Below are 26,469 nucleotides of genomic sequence, written 5' to 3' on the forward strand. Positions count from 1 at the left end.
TCTAGCCAATAGTCGGGCCAATCATCGAGGCAAATTTACGCCTGTAATGCGTGACGCAAGTAACCCTGATGCTGAGCCAAACGCGCAATGGCTTGCTCGGCATTTAGGCCGGTCAGGTGCATCAAGATTGCCGGTTTCACTTCATTGCCGGTCTGTGCCAGCAAATGCTCGGCTTCACTGCGGCTCGCTCCGGAGGCTTCCATTACAATGCGACACGCTCGGTCCACCAGCTTCTCATTCGTGGCTTTCACATCCACCATCAGGTTTTGGTAGGCTTTGCCCAACTTCACCATCGCGCCAGTAGTCAACATGTTGAGCACCAGCTTTTGCGCGGTACCGGCTTTCATGCGGGTCGAGCCGGTCAGCGCTTCAGGGCCCACCAGTGGCGAAATGGCGATATCGGCCGCCGCGGCAATTTTAGAATCAGGGTTACAAGACACTGCCACCGTGGTACAGCCGGTAGCACGGGCATAGGCCAAGCCGCCCAGCACATAAGGGGTACGACCGGAAGCCGCAATGCCGACCACCACATCACGGCAGGTCAACGCCAGCTGCTGCAAATCATGCTGACCTAATTCGGCACTATCTTCGGCCCCTTCCACCGCTTTTAAAATGGCCCCTTCGCCACCGGCAATCAGGCCTATCACCATGCCATGCGGTACGCCGTAGGTTGGCGGACATTCGGAAGCATCCAAGATCCCTAACCGACCACTGGTACCCGCGCCCATGTAAATCAAACGACCACCTTGCTGGAATGCGGCAGTAATGCAATCAACCGCTTTAGCGATGGCCGGTAACTCCTGCGCTACCGCTTGCGGCACCAAGCGATCTTCGGCATTAAAGCGCGTCAACATCTCCAAGGTGGACAGCGTATCCAGATCCATGGTGTTTGGATTGCGGCTTTCAGACATTAATTGGCCCAGATTCATGCGGTATCTCCGTTTCTGGCAAATTTGAAAGAGTTCAGTTAACTGAATTTTTAATTACATCGTTGGAATGATAATGGAATAATATATTCCATAATTCAAGTAGTTGTTGGAATAATGAGCGGCCAATCACACAATACTTTGCTAAACTGACGCCACAACGGGTGTCGTTAATACGAATTATCGTTAATAATCATTTTGTTATAATAAAAGGTACGACAGACAAAGGTCGGCCTTGTTCCCGCTTCTGCCGCAGACGGAGTCCCGATGAGTTGTCTTCTCAAACTACAGCAGCTGTATGCGTCACTGCCGGCTAGCGAACAAAAATTGGCGGATTACCTGCAACAATTCCCCGCGCAGGCGCGTCAAATGTCGTCGAAAGCCTTGGCGGAAGCGGCGCAAGTGAGCCAATCCAGCGTGGTGAAATTTGCCCAAAAACTCGGTTATCGCGGCTTTACCGAGCTGCGTTTAGCCTTGGGGGATGATGTGATCCGCCGCGAAACGCAAGCTGACAGCGTAACGCTGCATAACCAGATCCGCAGTGACGATCCGCTGCCGCGGGTGGCGGATAAATTGATTGCCGAACACATCCGGACTTTGCAATCGACCTTGCAACTGAACGACGATCCGGCGCTGACTCAAGCGGTTCAGCTGCTGCTGCAAGCAAGACGGATCCAGATCTGCGGGATCGGCTCTTCGGGCTTGGTTGCCAAAGATCTCAGCTATAAGCTACTGAAAATTGGAATCAACGTGCTGTGCGAAACAGATGCCCACGTTCAGCTCACGATTGCGCAAACCCTGAGCGCAGATGATGTACTACTGGCGATCTCTTTTTCCGGCGAACGACGCGAAGTCAATCTGGCGGCGCAAGAAGCGCGCCAGCAAGGGGCGCAGGTCTTAGCGTTAACCGGCTTTCAGCCCAATAGCCTGCAACAACTGGCGACACATTGCCTCTATACGGTGGCCGATGAGCAGACCGTGCGCAGTGCCGCTATGTTCTCACGTACCGCGCAGCTGGCACTGACCGATCTGTTGTTTATGGGCATGGTGCAGCAAGATGCAGGCAATGCTCGGCACCGCATTTTGCACAGTGAAGCGTTGGTGAAAAAGCTGGTATGATCCGCGCGAAGACAACTCAAGACAGAGAAAAAAGTGCCTGATCTGTGGTCGATGCGGCTTTTATGCTACAGTGCGCCGGCCAAAACAGGCCATACTGATAAGAGCCCGCCAAGCATAACGGATGCTCGGTACGACGCTTATATGCGGCATGTGTCGTTTATATACTGAATTTGAAGAAGTTTTCCCATGGCTTTACTAATCACTGACAAATGCATTAATTGCGATATGTGTGAACCCGAATGCCCTAATCAGGCTATTGCGATGGGGGAGCAGGTGTATGAAATCGATCCGGATCGCTGCACCGAATGCGTCGGGCATTACGATACCCCGACCTGCATTAAGGTTTGTCCGATTGACTGCATTATTACCGATCCGGCGCGTACCGAAACCGATGAGCAGCTGTGGGAAAAATTTGCCTTGTTGCACCATGCCGACAAGCTGTAAGCACCGATGACACAATAAAAAAGGCTGATCACCGATCAGCCTTTTTTTGTTTGTCACTTTTTTATTTGTTACTACTTTATTTGTCACTACGGACGATAAAGCTAGCGGAGGATAAAGCGCAGCGCCTGCAAGCAAGCCCTACGCCCATCCACCTAGGCCAGAATTAGGCCTGCACGCCGTGCTGACGCCACCATTCGCCCAGCAAAATACCGGTCGCGACAGACACGTTCAGACTTTCAACATGCCCAGTACCAGGGATAGACAAGGCCAGATCGCCCTGCTGCAGCGTATCATCGCTGATACCGCCCTTCTCTTCACCGAACACGATCACCACTTTAGCTGGCAGCTTAGTGCTGAACACAGACTGACCGGCATGGCTGGAGGTAGTCACGATGGTATAACCCGCCTGACGCAGACGCTCTAAGCCCGCAGCGAAATCTTCTACTGCGATCGGTTGCAGGAATTCAGCGCCACCTTCGGCAGTACGTACTGCTGCGCCAGACTCCAGATTGCCGGCTTGACGCATCACCACACCACGAACACCAAAGTGCGCGCAAGAACGCATGATGCCGCCCAGATTGTGCGGGTTGGCCACATTTTCCAGCGCCAACAGGCAATCGCTGTCACGTGCGGTATCCAAATAGTCCAGCAGGTGCAGTGGACGACGCTTTTTGATCAGCAGACACACACCGCCATGGTGCTCACTACCGGCCACTTTCGCCATCTCTTCCGCATCGACCACGTGGTAGGCTTTACGGTTAGCCGCCATCCAACGCAGGGTATCGCTAAAGCGTGGGGTGACTTGTGGGGTAAACCAGCCGCGTACAATCACATCCGGACGATTAGCGAACAGCACCTGACAGGCGTTCTCACCGTAAATACGGGTCTCTTCCGCGCGCTGACGGCGGATCTGATCCATATCGATACCGTTATGCAGTGCTTCTGGCTCGTCAGACTCCACCTCAACACGCTCAGCGCTACGTGCATTACGCTTCAGGCTCAGGGTCTGCTCGCCACCCACATAGGCAGACTCACGCTCAACGGGGGTGTGCGCCACGAAGGTCACATTGCCCTGTTCATCTTGTACACGGTCAAAGCGCTGCTTTTCTGCATTGCCGCGTGGTGCATCACTACGGCGATCAGAGCGACGATCATCGCTGCGCTTGTCTTGACGTGGACGGTCATCACGGCGACCTTCGCTGCGGCGATCGTCGTTAAAGCGTGGCTTGCGCTCACCGTCACGCTCGAAGCGTGGACGGTCATCACGGCGACCTTCTCCACGGCCTTCGCTGCGGCGATCGTCGTTAAAGCGTGGCTTGCGCTCACCATCACGCTCGAAGCGTGGGCGATCATCGCGGCGACCTTCACCGCGGCCTTCGCTGCGACGATCGTCGTTAAAGCGTGGCTTGCGCTCACCATCACGCTCGAAGCGTGGGCGGTCATCGCGGCGACCTTCACCACGGCCTTCGCTGCGGCGATCGTCGTTAAAGCGTGGCTTGCGCTCACCGTCACGTTCGAAGCGTGGGCGGTCATCGCGGCGACTTTCACCACGGCCTTCGCTGCGGCGATCATCGTTAAAGCGTGGCTTGCGCTCACCGTCACGCTCGAAGCGCGGGCGGTCATCACGGCGACCTTCACCTCGGCCTTCGCTGCGACGATCGTCGTTAAAACGTGGCTTGCGCTCGCCATCACGCTCGAAGCGCGGACGGTCATCGCGGCGACCTTCACCACGGCCTTCGCTGCGGCGATTGTCGTTAAAACGTGGTTTTTGCTCGCCATCACGCTCGAAGCGTGGACGGTCATCACGGCGACCTTCATTACGGCCTTCGCTGCGGCGCTCATCATTGAAGCGCGGCTTGCGCTCACCGTCACGTTCAAAGCGTGGGCGGTCATCACGGCGGCTCTCGTTGCCACCCCGGTTACCATAAGGGTTGTCGTAGCTGTTGTTGTCCCGGTTAAAGCGGGGTTTACGATCGTCGGTCATGAATTTCTCCAAAATTTTGGGGCGCGCAGCTTATCCGCCCATCCTTCTGGCAGCAAGCAACAAATTGATCGGCGCAGTGTAGCATTGATCACTGAAAAAGCGACGCTCTATGATTGTAATTCTCTATCAGAGCCATTGGTAAAACCGCATGGTTTTTCCAATGTCGCCCTCCTACAGTACAAGCATGAATTATTGTATGCCGGAACTCGGCAGGGGAAAGAGATGAATACAGTATGTCCGGCCTGTCAGGCCAAAAATCGGGTCCCCGAAGAGCGTCTGCAAGATGGCGCGAAATGTGGTCGTTGCCAGCATGAGCTGTTCGACGGTAGCGTGGTCAAAGCCACCAGCCAAACCTTCGATGCGCTGCTGGGCGATGACTTACCGGTAGTCGTCGATTTCTGGGCACCATGGTGTGGCCCATGCCGCAGCTTCGCGCCGATCTTTGAGCAAACCGCGGCCGAGCTGGCCGGTAAAGCGCGTTTTATCAAAGTCGATACCGAAGCCGAGCCTGCACTGGCGATGCGTTTTGCTATTCGCAGCATCCCAACGCTGATGATCTTCAAGCAAGGCAACAAGGTGGATGTGCTTAATGGCGCGCTGCCAAAAGCCCAATTTACCAGCTGGCTGGCGCCGCACCTCGGCGCATAACCGCGCACGACTTGCTCCACACGCATAAGCGCCTACAATAGGCGCTTTATTGCTTCCCTACGGTTTCTTTTTTCATGTCGTCCAATGCCGTTCTTCGCCTGCGCGCCACCCGTTTGGCACAGGCTACCCGCCCATTTTTGGCGCGCGGATGCCGCGTCGTGCGCTGTGAGCACTGCCTGCTGCCGCAGTCTCACTGCTTGTGTCACCTGATCCGCCAAGCGCCAGCGCGCAGCCAGTTCTGTCTGCTGATGTACGATACTGAGCCGATGAAACCGAGCAACACCGGTCGTCTTATTGCTGATGTTTTGCCCCATACGCAGGCGTTCCAGTGGTCACGCACCGCCGTTGACCCCGAGCTGCTGGCATTGCTTAACGATCCGACTTGCCAGCCTTACATCATCTTCCCTGCCAGTTATGCTGAGCCTGAGCGCGTGGTCAAACAACTGCCGCCGCCAGAACAAACGGCCGGTAAACGCCCGTTGTTTGTGATGCTGGATGGCACCTGGACCGAAGCGCGCAAAATGTTTCGTAAAAGCCCGTATCTGGACCACTTCCCTGTTCTGCCGCTCTATCCGGTTGCACAATCTTGTTATCAACTGCGCGAAGCCAGTACCGATGAACAGCTGTGCACTGCCGAAGTGGCCGCGCAGTTGCTGGCGATGGCCGGCGATCAAGACGCCGCCAGTGCATTGGACACCTTGTTTAGCCAATTCCGTCAGCACTATTTGGCCGCCAAACTGAACCGCAATATCGACCAGATCACAGCCGACACCCAGCGCTGAGGCATTACGCGGCAAGAGTGCTTATTATATAGACAGCTTGCCGGCCATCTCGCTCTCCTGTGCCGGCCCCTTTCAGGTCTGACGGAAGAGACTGCCATGAGCCAATACGGACTGAACGCTCTGCTGCGCCCCGCCTCGATTGCCGTGATTGGCGCATCGATACACCCGCATCGCGCCGGTTATCTGATGATGCGCAATCTCCTCGATGGCGGATTTACCGGCCCGGTATTGCCCGTTAGCCCGCGGCATAAAGCGGTGTGTGGCGTGCTGGCTTACCCTAATATCGCCAGTCTGCCGTTAACGCCCGATCTGGCCATCTTATGCACCCATGCGCGGCATGCGCCGACGCTGTTGCAGCAACTGGGGGAACGCGGCTGCCGAGCGGTGATCGTGTTATCCGGTCATGCTGCCGAGCACGAGCAATTACGCCAACTGGCCCAGCAATATCGGCTCCGTCTACTGGGTCCCAACAGTTTAGGGATCCTCGCGCCGTGGCAAGGGCTGAACGCCAGCTTCTCGCCAGTCGGCGCCCGCCCCGGCAAACTGGCGTTTGTCTCCCAATCGACAGCGGTCGCCACCACCGTATTGGACTGGGCCGCCCCGCGCCAGATTGGCTTTTCTCACTTTATCGCCCTCGGCGATGGGCTGGATGTCGACGTGGATGACCTGCTGGACTATCTGGCCAGCGACAGCAAAACCAGCGCCATCTTGCTCTATCTCGAACAGCTGACCGACGCGCGCCGCTTTCTCTCCGCCGCGCGCGCCGCCGCCCGTAATAAACCGATTTTGGTGGTCAAAAGTGGACGCAGCGCCGCGGCGCGCGCGCTACTGGATGCCCAAGGCTTGGACAGCGCCTACGATGCCGCCTTTGCCCGCGCCGGTTTACTGCGCGTACGCGATACCCACGAACTGTTTGCCGCCGTCGAAACCTTGCACCATAACCTAAAAGTGCGCGGCGAGCGTCTGGCCATCATCAGTAACGGTGCAGCGCCTGCTGCAATGGCGGTGGATGAATTGATCAGTCGCGGTGGCAAACTGGCCACCTTTAGTGCTGAAGAGCGTCAGCGCTTGCATCTCCCCGCAACCACCAACCCAATCCCGCTCAATCTGGGGGATGCGGCGTGCGCCGAGCACTATCTTGCCGCACTGCAGATGGTGCTCGACAGTGACCAGTGCGATGCCATTTTATTACTGCATGCCCCGAGCGCTATCTCACCGGCTACCGACACCGCCGAGCGCATCACTGCCTTTTTACACGCGCATCCCAAAGGTAAGCACAAAGATATCCTCACCTGCTGGAGCGGTGAGCAGGTCTCGTTGCAGGCGCGCCAACATTTTGCGGCGACCGGATTGCCAACTTACCGCACCGTTGAGAGCGCCGTGGCCGCGTTCATGCACCGGGTAGAATACAAACGCAATCAAAAGCAGCTGATGGAAACCCCGGTATCGCTGGCAGGCCTGCCCATTGATACCTCCGCCGCGCAAAGCCTGCTCAGTCAAGCCTGTGCGCAGCAGCAGTGGCAACTCGATACCTGTCAGGTGCGGGCCATTTTGCAAGCCTACAACCTGACCGTGCAGCCAGCACTGCCGGCCACCGATGCCGCCGAAGCAGTGATTCTGGCCGAACAACTCGGTTATCCGGTAGCGGTGAAACTGCGCTCGTACGATATTCCGCATAAATCAGACGTACAGGGCGTGATGCTCAATTTGCAAACGCCCCTTGAGGTGCAGCAAGCTGCAGACGCCATTTTAGAGCGCACCGCTCGCACCTATCCGGCTGCCGCACTACAGGGCTTACAAGTCCAAGCGATGGTGCAACGACAAGGGACACAAGAGCTGCGGATTAAAGTGGTTACCGATCCGGTATTTGGCCCGATCATTTTACTCGGTGAAGGTGGCTCGGAATGGCAGATGGAAAATGATGCGGTCGTCGCCCTACCGCCACTGAATCTGACGCTGGCGCGTTACTTGGTGATCAGCGCCCTTAAACGCGGCAAAATTCGCAACCGCACTCAACTCGATATCGGCGCGTTAAGCCGCTTACTGGTGCAGGTCTCCTACCTGATCCTCGATTGCCCGATGGTCAGTACGCTGGATATCCACCCGCTGCTAGCCTCCGGCAGTGACATGATCTTGCTGGATGTCGCCATGCAAATCGCCCCCCCCCAAGGCGATCCGCAGCGGCGCTTAGCGATCCGCCCTTACCCGAAAGAGCTCGAAGAGATCGTGCACTTAAAGCAAGGCGAACCCTGTATGTTGCGCCCAATCTTGCCCGAAGATGAACCACTGCACCGCGCCTTCATCGCCAATGTCACGCGTGAAGATCTGTACCGCCGCTATTTCAGCGAAGTTGGCGAGTTCAGCCATGAGGATCTGGCGCACATGACCCAGATTGACTACGATCGTGAAATGGCCTTTGTGGCGGTGCGCCAACTTGGCCATCAGCAAGAGATCATCGGGGTCGCCCGCGCCTTGGCCGACCCTGACTTTCAAGATGCCGAGTTTGCCGTGCTAGTACGCTCCGATCTCAAAGGTCTCGGTATTGGCCGTCTACTGATGGAAAAACTGATCCGCTATGCGCGCGATAGCGGATTACAGCGCTTAAGCGGGATCACCATGCCCGCCAATCAGGGCATGATCCGGCTGGCACAAAAGCTCGGTTTCCAGACCGAAATGCTGCTTGAAGATGGCATCATCAATTTACAGCTTCCCCTGACCGGCAGCGCACCTTGAATCGCTGCGACGCATCAGCACAATCAACCCGCCATGCGCGACGCGTTACCAGTCAATCCCGCGCCGCGCCTTTAAGCCCGCGTTAAACGCATGCTTCACAGGACGCATCTCGGTGACGGTATCCGCCATCTCCAACAGCGTACGGTGACAACCTCGACCGGTAATGATCACGCTTTGCTCCGCAGGGCGCAGCTCCAATGCCGCCACTATCTCCTCTAACGGCAAATAGTCGTACTGCACCATATAGGTCAGCTCATCCAGCACCACCAAATCCAACTCAGGGTCAGCCAACATGCGGCGCGCATGCAGCCAAGTCTCCTGCGCCGCAGCTTTATCGGTCTCGCGATTTTGCGTTTCCCACGTAAAGCCGGTCGCCATCACCTGAAACTCAACCCCCAACGGAGAGAGCAAATTCAGCTCGCCGTTATCCCAGTTGCCTTTGATAAACTGCACCACACCCGCCTTTTGGCCGTGTCCGACCGCGCGGGTCACGGTTCCCATCGCCGCCGTAGTTTTGCCTTTGCCATTTCCGGTCAGTACCAACAATAGCCCCCGCTCTTCTTGTGCACTGGCGATTTTGGCATCCACTTTTTCTTTAAGGCGTTGTTGGCGCGCCTGATGACGATCATCCACCGTTGAACTTCCTTCAGTCATTAACCGTTATTCATTCTTGTTATGGTTTTGCTTTATGAGTTTCGCATCGGAAAAACCCATGCGATAAGCGCTACACTTTGCCAGTTTTTCACGGCAAAACAATCCATGCACGCAACTTCCTCATCATATTCCCCATCACAAAAGACCCGCTTTGCGGTAAGGTAACGGCTTTATTTGCCGCCCGTTGATATAACGCTGAGATCGGAGCCTTAAGATGCCACAACCTACCGCTGCCTTTACCCTGATGGTGCAAGGAACCACCTCTGATGCCGGGAAAAGTGCGTTCGTTACCGGACTTTGTCGCGTTCTGCAGCGCCGAGGCTACCGCGTGGCACCGTTCAAATCGCAAAATATGGCACTGAACAGCGCAGTCAGCGCCGAAGGCGGTGAAATTGGCCGAGCGCAAGCGGTCCAAGCGCAAGCTTGTCGCATTGCTCCAAGCATTCACATGAATCCGGTACTGCTCAAACCGAGTACCGATATCGGCGCCCAAGTGATTGTGCAGGGCAAAGTATTCGCCAACATGGAAGCGCAGGTGTATCACCACCATAAACCGGCGCTGTTAGCCAAAGTGCTCGAATCCTTTCACTACCTGACCGAACGTTATGAAGCCGTGATTATCGAAGGTGCCGGTAGCCCTGCAGAAATCAACCTGCGCGATCGGGATATTGCTAACATGGGCTTTGCCGAAGAAGCCGATGTGCCGGTGATTATCATTGCCGATATCGACAAAGGCGGCGTCTTTGCCCACTTATATGGCACGCTCGCCCTGCTGTCGCCCAGCGAGCAAGCGCGCGTCAAAGGCTTTGTCATCAACCGTTTTCGCGGCGATATCAGCCTGCTACAAAGCGGTTTGGAGTGGTTAGAGCAAACAACCGGCAAGCCGGTGTTCGGTGTGTTGCCGTATCTACACAATCTGCATCTGGAAGCCGAGGATGCCATCAGCGCCGCCCAAATTACCGGCGAAACCCAGCTCAATGTGGTAGTACCGGTGCTGACCCGCACCAGTAATCATAACGATTTCGATGCCCTGCGCGCCCATCCCCAAGTCAACCTTCAGTTTGTCGCGCAAGGACAACCGTGGCCGCAAGCCGATCTGGTCATTATTCCCGGCACCAAATCCGTACGCGATGATTTGGCCTTCATCCGCCACAATGGTTGGGACAACGAGATTGCCCGCCACCTGCGCTATGGCGGTAAAGTCATCGGCATTTGCGGTGGCTATCAAATCTTGGGGCAAACCATCCGCGACCCACAAGGTCTAGAAGGCCCTGCCGGTAGCAGTGATGGCTTGGGCTTTTTACCGGTACAGACCACGCTGGAGCCGGAAAAGCAGCTAAAATCAGTGCAGGGCACCCTGCAGCTGCCGAGCCAAACTGAATGCCCGATCACAGGATATGAAATCCATCTCGGTCAAACGGAACACCCGGAGCAACAAAGTGTCATACAGTGCGATGATGGCTCCCGTGAGGGCTGCATCAGCCCAGACGGCCAAGTCATTGGCACCTATTGGCATGGCTTGTTTGACCATCCACAAGCTTGCCAACACTGGCTGCACTGGGCAGGGCTGGCCCATGCCGAACGGGTAGACATCGAACAACTGCGTGACTCCGCCATTGATCGGATCGCCGATGCAATTGAAGCGCACATTGATCTGGAGGCGTTGTTGCACTGCAAACCACAGGGCTCTTGCAGTTAACTGCAGCAATCAGGCCAAAAACATGGTAATTTTAACGGTTCAACGTATTGTTTCGATACCCTGGCTATTCAACCAATACATTTTGATAAACTGAGTATTCTCGTGATGCTGTCAAAACTAAAACGCAACAAAAATCAGCAACACCTAGAGCTGCTGCCGTGTTTTCCTTTACAGGCTGATTGCGTTACCACTTTTTATCAGACGGAAGATTTTCGTCTGCAACTGCTTCGTCTGATAGAGCAGTCGCAACACCGTATCTACCTCTCAGCCCTGTATCTGGAAAACGATGAGGGTGGACGTGATGTACTGCAAGCCCTCTATGCGGCCAAGGCCGAGCGGCCACACCTGGATATCCGGATTTTTGTTGACTGGCATCGTGCCCAACGTGGACGTATCGGTGAAGGCGCGTCCTCCACCAACGCCGGTTGGTACACCGCCATGGCAAAGGCGCATCCCGAGACTGAAATTCCGATCTATGGCGTTCCGGTCAACACCCGTGAAGCACTGGGAGTATTGCACCTCAAAGGCTTCGTGTTTGATGACTACGTGCTCTATAGCGGCGCTAGCCTGAACAACGTCTACTTGCACCGTCTGGAAAAATACCGCTACGACCGCTATCACCAAATCCAACATACCGATTTGGCCAATAGCATGGTGAAGTTCATGCAAGATAGCCTGATGAACTCACCGGCGGTACAACGCTTAGATCGCGATGACAAACCGACGACGCAAGAAATCAAAGTAGCAATTAAGCGTTTTCGTCACGAGCTAAAAAGTGCCAATTACGAAACCTACGGTACGTGCACCAATGCTGATAATCTGAGCATCCGTCCGTTATGTGGTCTGGGCAAACGTAGCGCCCTGAATCTGGCGATTCAGGATCTGTTTGGCGCGGTAGAAGAGCAGCTCACCATCTGTACCCCGTATTTCAACCTGCCAGCCCCGTTGGTGAAATCCATTCATCAATTATTGGCGCAGGGAAAACGGGTAGAAATCATCATTGGTGACAAAACCGCCAACGATTTCTTCATCCCGCCGGAAGAAAAATTTAAAATTATCGGTGCGCTGCCTTACCTGTATGAAATTAACCTGCGCCGCTTCATGAGCCGCTTGCAACGTTTTATCAATAGCGAGCAGCTAGTGATCCGCCTATGGAAAGACAGCGATAACAGCTATCACCTCAAAGGAGTCTGGGTGGATAACCGTTGGCAAATGCTAACAGGTAATAACCTTAACCCACGTGCATGGGGCCTCGATCTGGAAAACGCCCTGCTGATCCACGATCCGAAAGGCGAATTGCAGACCCAGCGCCAAACCGAGCTGGAGCATATTCGCCAACATACACGGCATATTACCCACTACCAACAACTGGAAAATCTGCCGCAATACCCAGAGCCGGTGCGTAAGTTACTGCGTCGCTTAAGCCGAATGCGCATTGATCGCCTGATCAATAAAATCCTCTGATTGCGCGATTACGCGAAACAGTCCAAAAAGCCTGATGCGTCCCATCAGGCTTTTTTATTCTCCCTGCGCTCCGCAACACACCAAATTCAGGCCCCCAGCGTTCATCACGTCAGATTCGAGATTCGCGTACAGACATGTGATTGCCAAGCTTATTAACGCCAACGTCCGCGTGGCGCCGACATCGGTCGTACCAGTTTTGGTGCAGGCACCACACCTGAACGTATTGCTGGGCGCACCGTATGAGCGGGAAGTTTTTGCGGAGATAGGGCGGATGATGGCGTTCGTTGTAACTGCAATGCAGGATCGTGCGCACTCTCTCTCAATACCGAATTCGGCGTATGATTCGAGACCGGTCTGGCTTGCCAACGTTGGCGCGCGTTCATCTGCTGCTCCGCTGACATCGAATGCCAGCGACTGTCCAACTGCTGCTGCAATGCAGGAACATTGGCAGCAAAATGCCGCTCATTCCAATGCCCCACATGATCTTTAATCGCTTGCTGCCGCGCGGGATCTTGTGCCTGCCACCAATCCTGTAACCGCTCTTGCAGCTCATCACGATCGGCGCAGCAACCTGGATAGTAATAGATCCAATCATTCTCATGATAACGCCAAGGATCGTCATCGCCATAAAGGTAAGCATAACCGGCCTCAGAGCTAATAGCGGCCGTAGAGTGTGACCGGTAGCCCGCACAGCCGGTCATTACAGCGCACAAGACTAACAAGCCCAATACGCGTCGCGCATACTGTGCCGTCTTACCGCTTTTCGCCATATCTGTTGCCGCCCGTGATTGGATTATCTCGTCGACAATAAGCATAGCCTTGAAAAAAGGCCAACAGACAATAAAAGGAGATAAAAAACAGCGTAATAACGGGATAAAAGGGATAGAGGAAAAGAAAAGGAAAACTAAAAGAAGGAAATTAACAGCCCAAACCAAGCTATGACAGGCTGATAAAATCACTGGAATACGTCTAACAACGCTCAAAATTGAGTACGTATTCAAAACGGATAAAAGCCAAACGCAAAAAGCCCATCCGTTAGGATGGGCTTCTCACTAATTTAATGCCTGGCAGTTCCCTACTCTCGCATGGGGAGACCCCACACTACCATCGGCGCTACGGCGTTTCACTTCTGAGTTCGGCATGGGGTCAGGTGGGACCACCGCGCTATCGCCGCCAGGCAAATTCTGTTTCTCTATCGCGTACACATCTTGTTGTGTCTCGCGCCAGAGTTAAAATCTAAAAACAAGCTGTATAACTGATATGTTGTTCTTTGAACAAGTAACTGTGACTTCATTCATCCAACATCACTTTGGCGTTGTATGGTTAAGCCTCACGGGCAATTAGTACAGGTTAGCTCAACGTATCGCTACGCTTACACACCCTGCCTATCTACGTCGTAGTCTCCAACAACCCTTTAGGAGGCTTTAAGCCTCAGGGATGACTCATCTCGGGGCAAGTTTCGCGCTTAGATGCTTTCAGCGCTTATCTCTTCCGCATTTAGCTACCCGGCAATGCCACTGGCGTGACAACCGGAACACCAGAGATGCGTCCACTCCGGTCCTCTCGTACTAGGAGCAGCCCCCCTCAATCATCCAACGCCCACGACAGATAGGGACCGAACTGTCTCACGACGTTCTAAACCCAGCTCGCGTACCACTTTAAATGGCGAACAGCCATACCCTTGGGACCAACTTCAGCCCCAGGATGTGATGAGCCGACATCGAGGTGCCAAACACCGCCGTCGATATGAACTCTTGGGCGGTATCAGCCTGTTATCCCCGGAGTACCTTTTATCCGTTGAGCGATGGCCCTTCCATTCAGAACCACCGGATCACTAAGACCTACTTTCGTATCTGCTCGACCTGTCCGTCTCGCAGTTAAGCTAGCTTCTGCCTTTGCACTAACCGCATGATGTCCGACCATGCTTAGCTAACCTTCGTGCTCCTCCGTTACTCTTTAGGAGGAGACCGCCCCAGTCAAACTACCCACCAGACACTGTCCGTATCCCGGATTACGGGACAACGTTAGAACATCAAACATTAAAGGGTGGTATTTCAAGGTCGGCTCCACGCAAACTGGCGTTCACGTTTCAATGCCTCCCACCTATCCTACACATCAAGGCTCAATGTTCAGTGTCAAGCTATAGTAAAGGTTCACGGGGTCTTTCCGTCTTGCCGCGGGTACACTGCATCTTCACAGCGATTTCAATTTCACTGAGTCTCGGGTGGAGACAGCCTGGCCATCATTACGCCATTCGTGCAGGTCGGAACTTACCCGACAAGGAATTTCGCTACCTTAGGACCGTTATAGTTACGGCCGCCGTTTACCGGGGCTTCGATCAAGAGCTTCGCTTTCGCTAACCCCATCAATTAACCTTCCGGCACCGGGCAGGCGTCACACCGTATACGTCCACTTTCGTGTTTGCACAGTGCTGTGTTTTTAATAAACAGTTGCAGCCAGCTGGTATCTTCGACTGAGTTCAGCTCCATCCGCGAGGGACTTCACCTACCATCAGCGTGCCTTCTCCCGAAGTTACGGCACCATTTTGCCTAGTTCCTTCACCCGAGTTCTCTCAAGCGCCTGAGTATTCTCTACCTGACCACCTGTGTCGGTTTGGGGTACGATTTCTGGTAACCTGATGCTTAGAGGCTTTTCCTGGAAGCGTAGTATCAGCTACTTCAGCACCGTAGTGCTTCGTCATCACGCCTCAGTGTTAATGAAAGACCGGATTTGCCTAGTCTCTCCACCTTCACGCTTAAACCGGGACAACCGTCGCCCGGATAGCCTAACTTTCTCCGTCCCCCCTTCGCAGTTACCACAAGTACGGGAATATTAACCCGTTTCCCATCGACTACGCTTTTCAGCCTCGCCTTAGGGGTCGACTCACCCTGCTCCGATTAACGTTGAACAGGAACCCTTGGTCTTCCGGCGAGCGGGCTTTTCACCCGCTTTATCGTTACTTATGTCAGCATTCGCACTTCTGATACGTCCAGCATACCTCACAGTACACCTTCAACCGCTTACAGAACGCTCCCCTACCCAATAACACCTAAATGTCATTGCCGCAGCTTCGGTGCATGGTTTAGCCCCGTTACATCTTCCGCGCAGGCCGACTCGACTAGTGAGCTATTACGCTTTCTTTAAATGATGGCTGCTTCTAAGCCAACATCCTAGCTGTCTAAGCCTTCCCACATCGTTTCCCACTTAACCATGACTTTGGGACCTTAGCTGGCGGTCTGGGTTGTTTCCCTCTTCACGACGGACGTTAGCACCCGCCGTGTGTCTCCCGGATAGCACTCTACGGTATTCGGAGTTTGCAAAGGGTTGGTAAGTCGGGATGACCCCCTAGCCTTAACAGTGCTCTACCCCCGTAGGTGTTCGTCCGAGGCGCTACCTAAATAGCTTTCGGGGAGAACCAGCTATCTCCCGGTTTGATTGGCCTTTCACCCCCAGCCACAAGTCATCCGCTAATTTTTCAACATTAGTCGGTTCGGTCCTCCAGTTAGTGTTACCCAACCTTCAACCTGCCCATGGCTAGATCACCGGGTTTCGGGTCTACACCTTGCAACTAATTCGCCCTATTAAGACTCGGTTTCCCTACGGCTCCCCTATTCGGTTAACCTCGCTACAAAATGTAAGTCGCTGACCCATTATACAAAAGGTACGCAGTCACACCACGAAGGTGCTCCCACTGCTTGTACGTACACGGTTTCAGGTTCTATTTCACTCCCCTCACAGGGGTTCTTTTCGCCTTTCCCTCACGGTACTGGTTCGCTATCGGTCAGTCAGGAGTATTTAGCCTTGGAGGATGGTCCCCCCATCTTCAAACAGGATACCACGTGTCCCGTCCTACTCATCGAGCTCACAGCAATGCGTCTTCGTGTACGGGGCTATCACCCTGTATCGCCGGACTTTCCAATCCGTTCCACTAACGCATCCACTGATTCAGACTCTGGGCTGCTCCGCGTTCGCTCGCCGCTACTAACGGAATCTCGGTTGATTTCTTTTCCTCGGGGTACTTAGATGTTTCAGTTCTCCCGGTTCGCCTCGTTAAGCTATGGATTCACTTAACGATACCTAAGTTATCTTAGGTGGGTTTCCCCATTCGGACATGGTTGGCTATAGCGCTCCATCCCAGCTCACCAACCCTTTTCGCAGGGTAGCACGTCCTTCATCGCCTCTGACTGCCAAGGCATCCACCGTGTACGCTTAGTCACTTAACCATACAACCCAAAATAATGTCGGGCTGAATGCTAGTCACTAAACTGGTCGTTGCCAGTTTCTCAAGTCGCTTGTTCTTAAGAACTTCAGTTATTTTTCAGCTTGTTTTCAGATTTTTAAAGAGCAATAAGTGGCGTCCCCTAGGGGATTCGAACCCCTGTTACCGCCGTGAAAGGGCGGTGTCCTAGGCCTCTAGACGAAGGGGACGCAACTAAATTCAAACAATCTGTGTGAACACTCAGCTTAAGCGCCGAATATCTCAGGTAAGGAGGTGATCCAACCGCAGGTTCCCCTACGGTTACCTTGTTACGACTTCACCCCAGTCATGAATCACAAAGTGGTAAGCGCCCTCCCGAAGGTTAAGCTACCTACTTCTTTTGCAACCCACTCCCATGGTGTGACGGGCGGTGTGTACAAGGCCCGGGAACGTATTCACCGCGGCATTCTGATCCGCGATTACTAGCGATTCCGACTTCATGGAGTCGAGTTGCAGACTCCAATCCGGACTACGACATACTTTATGGGATTCGCTCACTATCGCTAGCTTGCCGCCCTTTGTATATGCCATTGTAGCACGTGTGTAGCCCTACTCGTAAGGGCCATGATGACTTGACGTCATCCCCACCTTCCTCCGGTTTATCACCGGCAGTCTCCTTTGAGTTCCCGACCGAATCGCTGGCAACAAAGGATAAGGGTTGCGCTCGTTGCGGGACTTAACCCAACATTTCACAACACGAGCTGACGACAGCCATGCAGCACCTGTCTCAGAGTTCCCGAAGGCACCAATCCATCTCTGGAAAGTTCTCTGGATGTCAAGAGTAGGTAAGGTTCTTCGCGTTGCATCGAATTAAACCACATGCTCCACCGCTTGTGCGGGCCCCCGTCAATTCATTTGAGTTTTAACCTTGCGGCCGTACTCCCCAGGCGGTCGATTTAACGCGTTAGCTCCGGAAGCCACGCCTCAAGGGCACAACCTCCAAATCGACATCGTTTACAGCGTGGACTACCAGGGTATCTAATCCTGTTTGCTCCCCACGCTTTCGCACCTGAGCGTCAGTCTTTGTCCAGGGGGCCGCCTTCGCCACCGGTATTCCTCCAGATCTCTACGCATTTCACCGCTACACCTGGAATTCTACCCCCCTCTACAAGACTCTAGCTTGCCAGTTTCAAATGCAGTTCCCAAGTTGAGCTCGGGGATTTCACATCTGACTTAACAAACCGCCTGCGTGCGCTTTACGCCCAGTAATTCCGATTAACGCTTGCACCCTCCGTATTACCGCGGCTGCTGGCACGGAGTTAGCCGGTGCTTCTTCTGCGAGTAACGTCAATGCCACTAGGTATTAACTAGTGACCCTTCCTCCCCGCTGAAAGTGCTTTACAACCCGAAGGCCTTCTTCACACACGCGGCATGGCTGCATCAGGCTTGCGCCCATTGTGCAATATTCCCCACTGCTGCCTCCCGTAGGAGTCTGGACCGTGTCTCAGTTCCAGTGTGACTGGTCATTCTCTCAAACCAGTTAGAGATCGTCGCCTTGGTGAGCCATTACCTCACCAACTAGCTAATCCCACCTGGGTTCATCCGATAGCATGAGGTCCGAAGAGCCCCCACTTTGGTCCGTAGACGTTATGCGGTATTAGCTACAGTTTCCCGTAGTTATCCCCCTCTATCGGGCAGATCCCCAGGCATTACTCACCCGTCCGCCGCTCGTCACCCAAGGAGCAAGCTCCTCTGTGTTACCGCTCGACTTGCATGTGTTAGGCCTGCCGCCAGCGTTCAATCTGAGCCATGATCAAACTCTTCAATTTAAAGTTTGTCGCTCGAATAAACTGGCAAATAAATTGTTCAGTCACTCGTTTAACTTAATATCTTTTGGATATCAGCATTCTCAAACGAGTGCCCACACAGATTGTCTGATTAACTTTTTAAAGAGCGTTTCGCTTCGGGTTTCACCCTTAGCGACAGGACGCGCATTATTCCGCTTTCCTGTTGTGCCGTCAAGCATTTTTTTATCATGCTTAACTGCGTTGTTTCGTTGACCACCGACCACTGTGATTTGCATCACTGCTGCCGTGTCAGTGGGGTCGCATTATAGGAGCGCGCCGCGAAAGCGCAAGCGATTTTGCTACAAAAAACGCTGAAATTACAATAAATAATGGCAACCCAACTTAAGCACTGAATACTCACATTTAATGCACAGGATACCCAGAAAGCCCTGTGGATAACCAAGAGTGGAATATGAAAATATAGAGGGAAACGCTCGACTCTTCGCTCTGTGACACCTGATGAGCCTGATGCACTCGTCAGAACCGCACAATTAGCCACGCTCCAGCTTAATGGCTTATAGCTATAAAAAAGGCCGCGTGATCTGCGGCCTTGTTAGTTCTACTTAAGTTCGGCTTATGGGCGTCTAGCCTCAGCGTGTCTGCTATCTATAGAACTATATAGATGACGTCAAACAACCGGTAACCTATTACGCGTAAACAGGGAAGCGAGCACAGATATCCAGTACCTGACCTTTCACACGCTCGATGGTTGCTTCATTGTTGATGTCATCCAGCACATCACACATCCAACCCGCCAGCAGTGCCGCTTCTTCTTCTTTAAAGCCACGACGAGAAATAGCTGGAGAGCCAATACGGATCCCCGACGTCACAAACGGACTGCGTGGATCGTTCGGCACGCTGTTTTTGTTCACGGTGATATTGGCTCGGCCCAGTGCCGCATCCGCATCTTTACCAGTGATATCTTTATCAATCAGATCCAGCAAGAACAGGTGGTTCTCAGTGCCGTTAGAAACAACTTTGTAGCCGCGTTTCTGGAATACATCCACCATCGCCTGTGCGTTACGCACGATTTGGAACTGCAGCGCTTTAAACTCCGGCTCCATAGCTTCTTTAAATGCTACGGCTTTTGCCGCAATCACATGCATCAGTGGGCCACCTTGGCCACCAGGGAACACGGCAGAGTTCAGCTTCTTATACAGATCTTCATCACCGGCAGCCGACAAAATCAAGCCACCACGAGGACCGGCCAGAGTCTTGTGCGTGGTAGTCGTCACCACGTGAGCGTGAGGCACTGGATTTGGATAGGCACCGGCAGCCACTAAGCCTGCAACGTGCGCCATATCCACAAACAGATAAGCCCCGACGCTGTCAGCAATTTCACGCAGACGCGCCCAATCCACCAGACGAGAGTAGGCAGAGAAACCACCGATGATCATCTTCGGCTTATGCTCTTGGGCCTGACGCGCCACATCATCATAATCAATGCGACCGTGCTCATCGATGCCGTAAGGCACGATGTTGTACAGTTTACCGGAGAAGTTAACCGGTGAACCGTGAGTCAGGTGGCCACCATGCGCCAAGCTCATGCCCAGAACGGTATCGCCCGGGTTTAGCAGCGCCATATACACCGCAGAGTTAGCTTGTGAACCGGAGTGTGGCTGCACGTTAGCGTAATCGGCACCAAACAGCGCCTTCGCGCGATCAATAGCCAACTGCTCAACAATATCCACATACTCACAACCGCCGTAGTAGCGCTTGCCCGGATAGCCTTCCGCGTATTTGTTGGTCAGCTGGGAGCCCTGGGCCTGCATAACGCGCGGGCTGGTATAGTTCTCTGACGCAATCAGCTCAATATGCTCTTCCTGACGCACAACTTCCTGCTGCATGGCCTGCCATAAGTCAGCATCGTAGTCGGCAATGTTCATGTCTCGTTTTAACATCTGCATCTCCTGATAACCTGAGCTAAGTCGCGGGATAAAACGGGCTGTCACCGGCGCTCCCGTGGGTCTGCGCCAAGTTTAATGCTTTTACCGAGGGACTGATAGCCCCTGCGGCAATTTTAACGCAAACGATTGCCAATCTAATTTGCAACAACCGCGACAGCTGAAAACAAAAACGGTGCCCGCGGCACCGTTTTGTGAATAACCTGATTCAAATGGCTTCTTCGTCTTGTTCACCGGTACGAATTCGGATCACACGCGCAACGTCATACACGAAGATTTTGCCGTCACCGATTTTACCAGTTTGCGCCGTTTGCATGATGGTATCGACACAGGTATCGACAATCTCATCGGCCACCACCATTTCAATTTTCACTTTGGGCAGAAAATCGACCATATACTCGGCACCGCGGTATAACTCGGTATGCCCTTTCTGGCGACCAAAGCCTTTCACTTCGGTCACCGTCATGCCGGTGATCCCGACTTCCGCCAGCGCTTCTCGGACATCATCCAGCTTGAACGGTTTGATGATTGCGTCAATTTTCTTCATGGCAGTTCCTTACCAGTTTACACGACCAAAGCCGGACGTTATTGGATAACGCCGATCCTTGCCAAAATTACGGGCGGTGATCCGCGGCCCTACCGCGGCCTGACGGCGCTTGTATTCGTTGATATCCACCAAACGAATGACCTTACGCACCACTTCTTCCTCGAATCCCATCGCCACCAGATCGGCCACCGATTTATCCTGCTCGACATAGGCGTGCAAAATCGCATCCAAAATGTCATACGGTGGCAAGCTGTCTTGGTCGACCTGATCCGGTGCCAGCTCTGCTGATGGCGGACGGTCAATGACTCGCTGCGGGATCACGTACGAGAGCGTATTACGGTATTCGGATAATTGGAAGACCAAGGTTTTCGGCACGTCTTTCAGCACATCGAAGCCACCGGCCATATCACCGTACAAGGTGGCATAGCCTACCGCCATCTCACTCTTGTTACCGGTGGTCAGTACCAAACGGCGACGCTTGTTCGATAGCGCCATCAACATCACGCCACGGCAACGAGCCTGCAAGTTCTCTTCGGTGGTATCTCGCTCGGTGCCAGCAAACATCGGTGCCAACTGCTGCATAAACGCATCAAACATCGGTTCGATAGAGACGATATCAAACTCGATACCTAGCAAATCAGCTTCTTCCTTGGCATCGGCTACACTGATATCGGCGGTATAGCGAAACGGCATCATGACCGCCTGCACTTTATCGGCGCCCAACGCATCCACGGCTATCGCCAGAGTTAAGGCCGAATCAATCCCGCCCGATAAGCCCAGTACTGCGCCTTGGAAACCATTTTTGGTGACATAGTCGCGCACGGCCAACACTAACGCTTGATAGGTTTGCGCCAGCAAACCTTGCGCTACAGCAGGTTGTGCCATCGGGGTAATAGTCAACGCATCCTGCTGTTTGTGCAATTGCACCTGTTCCACCTGCTCGGCAAATGCCGCCAGCCGATGCGTCATCTCACCTTGTGCGTTGAACACTTTCGAGCAACCATCAAACACTAGCTCATCTTGCCCACCGATTTGGTTCAGATACAGCAGTGGTAAGCCGGTACGGCGGCAATGCCCTTCCAGCAGACGTTGGCGTACTTGCGGCTTTTCTTGGTCGTACGGCGAAGCATTGATAGAGACTATCACCTCAGCACCGGCAGCATGCAGGGCATCAACCGGCGCATCAAACCACAGGTCTTCACAAATCAGCAGCCCCAGACGGACACCGTTGAGCTCCAACAGCGCATTTTTATCGCCCGCGCTAAAGTAACGCAGCTCATCAAATACGCCGTAGTTGGGTAATTTTTGCTTGTAGTAACGGATCAGCAAGCGGCCTTCGGCATACACAGACAGCGCATTGTATAACTTCCCGTCTTCCGGCCACGGATGCCCCACCAGTACGGCAGTCTTGTGTGACACCTGCGTAATCAGATCCAATTGGGCATTCACGCGCACCATCAAATCAGGACGCAGCAGCAAATCTTCGGGTGGATAGCCGGTTAACGCCAATTCAGGGAACACCACCAGATCGGCGCCGGCATCGGCCTGCTCACGCGTGGTAGTAATGATTTTTTGCGCATTGCCTTCAATATCGCCGACCAGCATATTCAGCTGTGCCAGAGCGACTGTCAGCGAACCGGTAACAGGCCCTTTCGTCATGACAAATCCAACTTATCCGTAACTAACTTCATACAGAGTTGTCTGCCGCCCAGTGATAGCCACAGACACAATAACGTGTTGCACACGATAATAAGATGCAACAACGACCGATACCATCCCCGCCAATGTTCTCCGCCGTTTTTCTACGCTCGGACACGTTGGCCAGAAACCGGATCAGTTATCCTTAAAATCGTTCGGGTCTAGCTCGTGACGCCCCAGCAGCTTATAAAATTCCGTGCGATTGCGTCCCGCCATACGCGCGGCTTGCGTCACGTTACCTTTGGCAATGTGCAGCAATTTACGCAGATAATGCAATTCAAAATGGCTGCGCGCATCAGCAAAGGTGGGTAGTGCGGTATTTTCCCCTTCCAACGCCTGTGCGACCAGCGCCTCGTTGATCACCGGCGCGGTGGTCAATGCCACACACTGCTCAATCACGTTCACTAATTGCCGCACATTCCCCGGCCACTCGGCGGCCATCAGCTGCTTGAGCGCTTCTTTGGAAAACGCGCGCACAAAGGGTTTATTACGCTCGGCAGCGTGGCGCAAAATGTGATCGGCTAGAAGGGGGATATCATCGGCACGCTCATTCAGTGCCGGCAGTTTGAGGTTAACCACGTTCAGGCGGTAGTAGAGATCTTCACGAAACTCGCCTTGCTCCATGGCTTTGACTAAATCACGGTGCGTGGCCGACACCACCCGCACATCAATGTCGATATCGCGGTTACTGCCCAGCGGACGGACTTTCCGCTCTTGCAAGACGCGCAGCAGTTTGACTTGCAGCGCCAAAGGCATATCGCCGATTTCATCCAGAAACAGGGTTCCCCCCTGCGCCGCTTGGAACAGGCCCTCACGCTGACTGACCGCGCCGGTAAACGCGCCTTTGGCATGGCCAAATAATTCAGACTCCAGCAACTGCTCCGGTAACGCGCCACAGTTAATGGCAATAAACGGCGCGCCGGCGCGCGGACTGGCTTTATGGATCGCCTGTGCCAACACTTCTTTACCGGTACCGCTAGCCCCGTTAATCAGAATACTGACATCGGACTGCGCCACCATTTTCGCCTGCTCCAGCAAACGTAACATGCCCGCATTACGGGTGATCACCCCCTCACGCCAGCGCTCATCACTGCTGGCCGGAGCATGTAACGCCAAGGCTTCATCAATGGCTTTATACAGTGCTTCTTTATCGACCGGCTTGGTCAGGAAGCTAAACACCCCCTGCCGCGTGGCGGCCACTGCATCGGGGATCGAGCCGTGGGCAGTCAGTAATATCACCGGCATACCGGGGATGCGCTTTTGGATTTCGCTGAACAGCGCCATGCCATCCATTTCATCCATGCGCAAATCACTGATCACGAGATCGATTTTATCGCGCTCTAAAATGCGCAGTGCTTCTTGCCCGTTCAGGGCGGTCTCTACCTGAAAGCCTTCACTGTTGAGACGCATCCCCAGCAGACGCAGCAAGCTGGGATCATCATCGACCAGCAGCAGGCTCGCTGTCTTTTTCGGTGTCATCAGCCTGAGGCTCCTTTATCTGATCTGGCGTCATCTGCTCCGGTGTCGAGGCTGGCGGCAATGGCTCATCCACCGAGGTATCCCCCACCGACGGCACGGCCAACTGCGGCAGTTTAGTGCTGTCATCTTGCTCGGGTACCGGCCGCACCGGCACCAGCTTACGTACCGACAGCTGACGCTCAATATCCATCAAACGGCGCAGCTTTTGCTCCGCATCATCCAGACGGCGATGCAACGTTTGCCGCTCGGCACGCAGCTCCGCCATCTCCATTTCCAATTGCTTCATCTCGCGCTGAGCGCGCAACCGCTCATCGGTCGCATTAATCAGCGTGACCTGTTGCTCCCGCCACAAACGCACCAGCGGTAACACGCTGGACGGCACTTGGTCACGTAAGCCACTTAAGGTATCCAGTGCACGCCGCCGCTGCGGTAAGCTCGGGCTGTCACGCAGCTCGACCAGCGTTTTTTTCAGCTGACCATGCCATGTGGTCGTCGGCAAGCTGGCGGCAAATTCACGCCGTGATTTAAACGGGATCTGATCTGCGCACTCAGAAACCCGCAACCAATAGGCAGCCATCTGAATCTGATTGGTGTTACTGCTATTCCAGATCGCCGCACACGAGCGACGGTAAAAATCTTCATTTTCAATTGAAGGTAACACGGGCTCCATTACCCGTGCCAATGCCTGAGTCGGGCGTCCGCTGCAAGCTGTCAGCAGCGTAACCGGCACCGCCAGTGCTACTCCCAGCATCCATTTTTTCATTTTATGAGACATGTTCAGGACTTAACGGTAATTCAATACGAAAACATACTGGCGCATAATCCACCTGCACCAAATCCAGTTCGCCCTGCATCCGCCGGATACAGTCACGCGCAATACTCAAGCCTAACCCGCTGCCTTTGACGGCGCCTTTGCGCTGTCGGCTACCCTGATAAAACGGCTCAAAAATCATTTCCCGCTCCGCCAGAGGAATCGAGGTGCCGGTATTGGCGATATCAATTTGAATTCGCGACTCTTTCAGGTTCTGTCGGCTACTGATCCAGATAGTGCCGGACTCCCCACCATAGTGCACCGCATTGGAGTACAGGTTATCCAGCACCCGACTGAGCAAGGTGGGCTCCGCCATGCAGTGACTAAAGGCCAGATCCAGATGGGTGCGCATGTTCTTCGCTTTGGCCGGCAAGCTATTGGCCACCATCACCTGCTCCAATAACGGCAGCAGCACCACATCCTGCATCTGCACCGGGGTATTGGCAATCTGGCGGTTATAATCCAGTAACTGCTCAATCAGCTGCTGCAAGTGCCGACTGCTGGAGTCCAAAATGGTGACTATCTCTTTTTGCGATTCGGTGAGCGGCCCAGCAATCTCATCCGCCAGCAAATCCGTACCTTCACGCATACTGGCCAACGGGGTTTTTAACTCATGCGAAATATGCCGCAAAAACTCGTGACGTTGCGATTCTAACCAACTCAAACGCTCACTGAGCCACACCACGCGCTGGGCGATCGATTTTAACTCGCGCGGCCCACGCAGCCCGGAGATATCGACAATCTTATGCCCTTCCCCGAGACGGTTAATCATGTGCTGGATACTTTTCACCGGCCCGATAATCATGCGGGTAAACAGCAACACCAGCACCAGACTGACCACAAACACGCTCAACGCCTGCCAACCAAAGTAGCGACCCCGATCGGCAATGGTCTGCTGTAACTGTTCACCGCGTGAGTAGATGATGTTACGGGTGGTCTCCAGCATCTGGGTATTGCTGCGCGCAAACTGCTCCAAAAGCGACAACGCTTCTGGCGTCAATCCTTCATTATTACACAGCGGCACCGCCAGCGCCTGCAGCTGGGTATGTAAATCCGCATAGTTGATTTTTTCCGGCAACGCGCGGGCATGTAAGGTCAGCTGACGCAGGTATTGCTTACGCTGATTTTGGTACAAATTCGCAAAGGTCTTATCACCAAACACACAGTACTGACGGTAGCTACGCTCCATCTCTAGCGCGATATTACTCATTACCTCCGAGCGCCGCGCATCGGCCAACGTAGAGCGGTTGAGCTGCTCGGCTTGTTCACTGAGGTTATCGAGCCCCCGATAAGCCTGATAGGCCAACAGCAGCAATGGCAGCAGCACCAGCACAAAGGCCAGCAAAACCAATTGCCGCAAAGAACGGGGTGAAAAGCGCATAAAGGTCATAATGGTGAATAATAGATAGAAGAATGCTACCTGAGCTCAGGCGCAGAGAAAAGATACAAACGCGATTCTTGCCCGAGGATGAGCAAGATCTGAGCGCTTGCGAGCGACAGAAAGAAGATAAAGTGACGGGTGACCGGGGTTT

General features: G+C 53.9%; 16 protein-coding genes, 1 tRNA gene, 3 rRNA genes and 1 pseudogene. 7 read left to right on the plus strand and 14 right to left on the minus strand.

Going from position 1 to position 26,469, the window contains the following annotated elements:
• Positions 1-35 precede the first annotated feature (35 nt).
• On the minus strand, positions 36-929 hold the full coding sequence (gene murQ / locus LQ901_RS10685; protein ID WP_152135509.1) for an N-acetylmuramic acid 6-phosphate etherase: 894 nt from the start codon (positions 927-929) through the stop codon (positions 36-38).
• Positions 930-1,193: 264 nt separating this feature from the next.
• On the opposite strand from murQ, the gene LQ901_RS10690 reads away from it, so the two are divergent.
• Together LQ901_RS10690 and LQ901_RS10695 are read left to right on the plus strand one after the other, a co-directional pair.
• On the plus strand, positions 1,194-2,045 hold the full coding sequence (locus tag LQ901_RS10690; protein ID WP_010862389.1) for a MurR/RpiR family transcriptional regulator: 852 nt from the start codon (positions 1,194-1,196) through the stop codon (positions 2,043-2,045).
• Between the two features lie 186 nt (positions 2,046-2,231).
• Positions 2,232-2,489, plus strand: coding sequence for a YfhL family 4Fe-4S dicluster ferredoxin (locus tag LQ901_RS10695; RefSeq protein ID WP_010862390.1), 258 nt, complete (start codon positions 2,232-2,234; stop codon positions 2,487-2,489).
• 163 nt (positions 2,490-2,652) lie between these two features.
• On the opposite strand, the pseudogene LQ901_RS10700 reads toward LQ901_RS10695, so the two are convergent.
• A pseudogene (locus tag LQ901_RS10700) lies at positions 2,653-3,771 on the minus strand (tRNA/rRNA methyltransferase); the annotation flags it as partial.
• Positions 3,772-4,695: 924 nt separating this feature from the next.
• On the opposite strand from LQ901_RS10700, the gene trxC reads away from it, so the two are divergent.
• The 3 genes from trxC to LQ901_RS10715 all read left to right on the plus strand — a co-directional run bounded on the left by trxC (position 4,696) and on the right by LQ901_RS10715 (position 8,636).
• Positions 4,696-5,121, plus strand: a complete 426-nt coding sequence (gene trxC, locus LQ901_RS10705) for a thioredoxin TrxC (RefSeq protein ID WP_064977254.1) — start codon at positions 4,696-4,698, stop codon at positions 5,119-5,121.
• A gap of 74 nt (positions 5,122-5,195) precedes the next feature.
• Positions 5,196-5,903: a tRNA-uridine aminocarboxypropyltransferase gene (locus LQ901_RS10710; protein ID WP_064977253.1), complete on the plus strand. Its 708-nt coding sequence runs from the start codon at positions 5,196-5,198 to the stop codon at positions 5,901-5,903.
• 96 nt (positions 5,904-5,999) lie between these two features.
• Positions 6,000-8,636 (plus strand): bifunctional acetate--CoA ligase family protein/GNAT family N-acetyltransferase, encoded by a 2,637-nt coding sequence (locus tag LQ901_RS10715; RefSeq protein ID WP_233672256.1) that lies wholly within the window; start codon positions 6,000-6,002, stop codon positions 8,634-8,636.
• A gap of 45 nt (positions 8,637-8,681) precedes the next feature.
• Here the strand turns inward: LQ901_RS10715 and cobO are convergent, their stop codons facing one another.
• Positions 8,682-9,290 (minus strand): cob(I)yrinic acid a,c-diamide adenosyltransferase, encoded by a 609-nt coding sequence (cobO, locus tag LQ901_RS10720; protein WP_064977251.1) that lies wholly within the window; start codon positions 9,288-9,290, stop codon positions 8,682-8,684.
• 214 nt (positions 9,291-9,504) lie between these two features.
• Between cobO and LQ901_RS10725 the strand changes: the two genes are divergently transcribed.
• The gene (locus tag LQ901_RS10725) at positions 9,505-10,989 is read left to right on the plus strand and encodes a cobyric acid synthase (protein ID WP_218572285.1); all 1,485 of its coding nucleotides are present in this window, start codon (positions 9,505-9,507) and stop codon (positions 10,987-10,989) included.
• A 105-nt stretch (positions 10,990-11,094) separates the two neighbouring features.
• On the plus strand, positions 11,095-12,453 hold the full coding sequence (gene pssA, locus LQ901_RS10730; protein WP_064977249.1) for a CDP-diacylglycerol--serine O-phosphatidyltransferase: 1,359 nt from the start codon (positions 11,095-11,097) through the stop codon (positions 12,451-12,453).
• A 152-nt stretch (positions 12,454-12,605) separates the two neighbouring features.
• Here pssA and LQ901_RS10735 read toward each other — a convergent pair whose 3' ends face one another.
• The 11 genes from LQ901_RS10735 to LQ901_RS10785 all read right to left on the minus strand — a co-directional run bounded on the left by LQ901_RS10735 (position 12,606) and on the right by LQ901_RS10785 (position 26,318).
• Entirely contained in the window at positions 12,606-13,223 is a 618-nt protein-coding gene (locus tag LQ901_RS10735; protein WP_233672257.1) for a hypothetical protein, read from the minus strand.
• A gap of 292 nt (positions 13,224-13,515) precedes the next feature.
• Positions 13,516-13,631 (minus strand): 5S ribosomal RNA (gene rrf, locus LQ901_RS10740).
• 141 nt (positions 13,632-13,772) lie between these two features.
• Positions 13,773-16,676 (minus strand): 23S ribosomal RNA (locus LQ901_RS10745).
• A 129-nt stretch (positions 16,677-16,805) separates the two neighbouring features.
• A tRNA-Glu gene (locus tag LQ901_RS10750) sits at positions 16,806-16,881 on the minus strand.
• A 57-nt stretch (positions 16,882-16,938) separates the two neighbouring features.
• Positions 16,939-18,480 (minus strand): 16S ribosomal RNA (locus tag LQ901_RS10755).
• Together the 16S, 23S and 5S rRNA genes with 1 tRNA gene alongside form the textbook arrangement of a ribosomal RNA operon.
• 665 nt (positions 18,481-19,145) lie before the next feature.
• Positions 19,146-20,399 carry a serine hydroxymethyltransferase gene (gene glyA / locus LQ901_RS10760; RefSeq protein ID WP_047708350.1) on the minus strand — a complete coding sequence of 418 codons (1,254 nt, stop codon included), beginning with the start codon at positions 20,397-20,399 and terminating at the stop codon, positions 19,146-19,148.
• Between the two features lie 211 nt (positions 20,400-20,610).
• The gene (glnB, locus tag LQ901_RS10765; RefSeq protein ID WP_010862400.1) at positions 20,611-20,949 is read right to left on the minus strand and encodes a nitrogen regulatory protein P-II; all 339 of its coding nucleotides are present in this window, start codon (positions 20,947-20,949) and stop codon (positions 20,611-20,613) included.
• 9 nt (positions 20,950-20,958) lie between these two features.
• Positions 20,959-22,608, minus strand: coding sequence for an NAD+ synthase (locus tag LQ901_RS10770; RefSeq protein ID WP_064977247.1), 1,650 nt, complete (start codon positions 22,606-22,608; stop codon positions 20,959-20,961).
• 174 nt (positions 22,609-22,782) lie between these two features.
• Positions 22,783-24,126 (minus strand): two-component system response regulator GlrR, encoded by a 1,344-nt coding sequence (gene glrR / locus LQ901_RS10775; RefSeq protein ID WP_010862402.1) that lies wholly within the window; start codon positions 24,124-24,126, stop codon positions 22,783-22,785.
• Complete coding sequence (locus LQ901_RS10780; protein WP_165807666.1) at positions 24,086-24,877, minus strand: hypothetical protein; 792 nt, start codon at positions 24,875-24,877, stop codon at positions 24,086-24,088. Before LQ901_RS10780 ends, glrR begins: the two co-directional genes overlap by 41 nt.
• Before the next feature lie 13 nt (positions 24,878-24,890).
• The gene (locus tag LQ901_RS10785) at positions 24,891-26,318 is read right to left on the minus strand and encodes a sensor histidine kinase (RefSeq protein ID WP_369795329.1); all 1,428 of its coding nucleotides are present in this window, start codon (positions 26,316-26,318) and stop codon (positions 24,891-24,893) included.
• Positions 26,319-26,469 lie beyond the last annotated feature (151 nt).

It is taken from the genome of Plesiomonas sp. PI-19, from assembly GCF_021368255.1.
In the GTDB taxonomy this organism is placed as follows: domain Bacteria; phylum Pseudomonadota; class Gammaproteobacteria; order Enterobacterales; family CAMTGL01; genus Plesiomonas; species Plesiomonas shigelloides.

Excerpts from the sequence above, each read along its gene's own strand:
- LQ901_RS10715 (WP_233672256.1), top strand. The coding sequence starts at position 6,000 with ATGAGCCAATACGGACTGAACGCTCTGCTGCGCCCCGCCTCGATTGCC.
- glyA (WP_047708350.1), bottom strand. The coding sequence starts at position 20,399 with ATGTTAAAACGAGACATGAACATTGCCGACTACGATGCTGACTTATGG.
- cobO (WP_064977251.1), bottom strand. The coding sequence starts at position 9,290 with ATGACTGAAGGAAGTTCAACGGTGGATGATCGTCATCAGGCGCGCCAA.
- LQ901_RS10770 (WP_064977247.1), bottom strand. The coding sequence starts at position 22,608 with ATGACGAAAGGGCCTGTTACCGGTTCGCTGACAGTCGCTCTGGCACAG.
- glrR (WP_010862402.1), bottom strand. The coding sequence starts at position 24,126 with ATGACACCGAAAAAGACAGCGAGCCTGCTGCTGGTCGATGATGATCCC.
- LQ901_RS10725 (WP_218572285.1), top strand. The coding sequence starts at position 9,505 with ATGCCACAACCTACCGCTGCCTTTACCCTGATGGTGCAAGGAACCACC.
- trxC (WP_064977254.1), top strand. The coding sequence starts at position 4,696 with ATGAATACAGTATGTCCGGCCTGTCAGGCCAAAAATCGGGTCCCCGAA.
- pssA (WP_064977249.1), top strand. The coding sequence starts at position 11,095 with ATGCTGTCAAAACTAAAACGCAACAAAAATCAGCAACACCTAGAGCTG.
- glnB (WP_010862400.1), bottom strand. The coding sequence starts at position 20,949 with ATGAAGAAAATTGACGCAATCATCAAACCGTTCAAGCTGGATGATGTC.
- LQ901_RS10735 (WP_233672257.1), bottom strand. The coding sequence starts at position 13,223 with ATGGCGAAAAGCGGTAAGACGGCACAGTATGCGCGACGCGTATTGGGC.
- LQ901_RS10695 (WP_010862390.1), top strand. The coding sequence starts at position 2,232 with ATGGCTTTACTAATCACTGACAAATGCATTAATTGCGATATGTGTGAA.
- LQ901_RS10710 (WP_064977253.1), top strand. The coding sequence starts at position 5,196 with ATGTCGTCCAATGCCGTTCTTCGCCTGCGCGCCACCCGTTTGGCACAG.
- murQ (WP_152135509.1), bottom strand. The coding sequence starts at position 929 with ATGAATCTGGGCCAATTAATGTCTGAAAGCCGCAATCCAAACACCATG.
- LQ901_RS10785 (WP_369795329.1), bottom strand. The coding sequence starts at position 26,318 with ATGCGCTTTTCACCCCGTTCTTTGCGGCAATTGGTTTTGCTGGCCTTT.
- LQ901_RS10780 (WP_165807666.1), bottom strand. The coding sequence starts at position 24,877 with ATGCTGGGAGTAGCACTGGCGGTGCCGGTTACGCTGCTGACAGCTTGC.
- LQ901_RS10690 (WP_010862389.1), top strand. The coding sequence starts at position 1,194 with ATGAGTTGTCTTCTCAAACTACAGCAGCTGTATGCGTCACTGCCGGCT.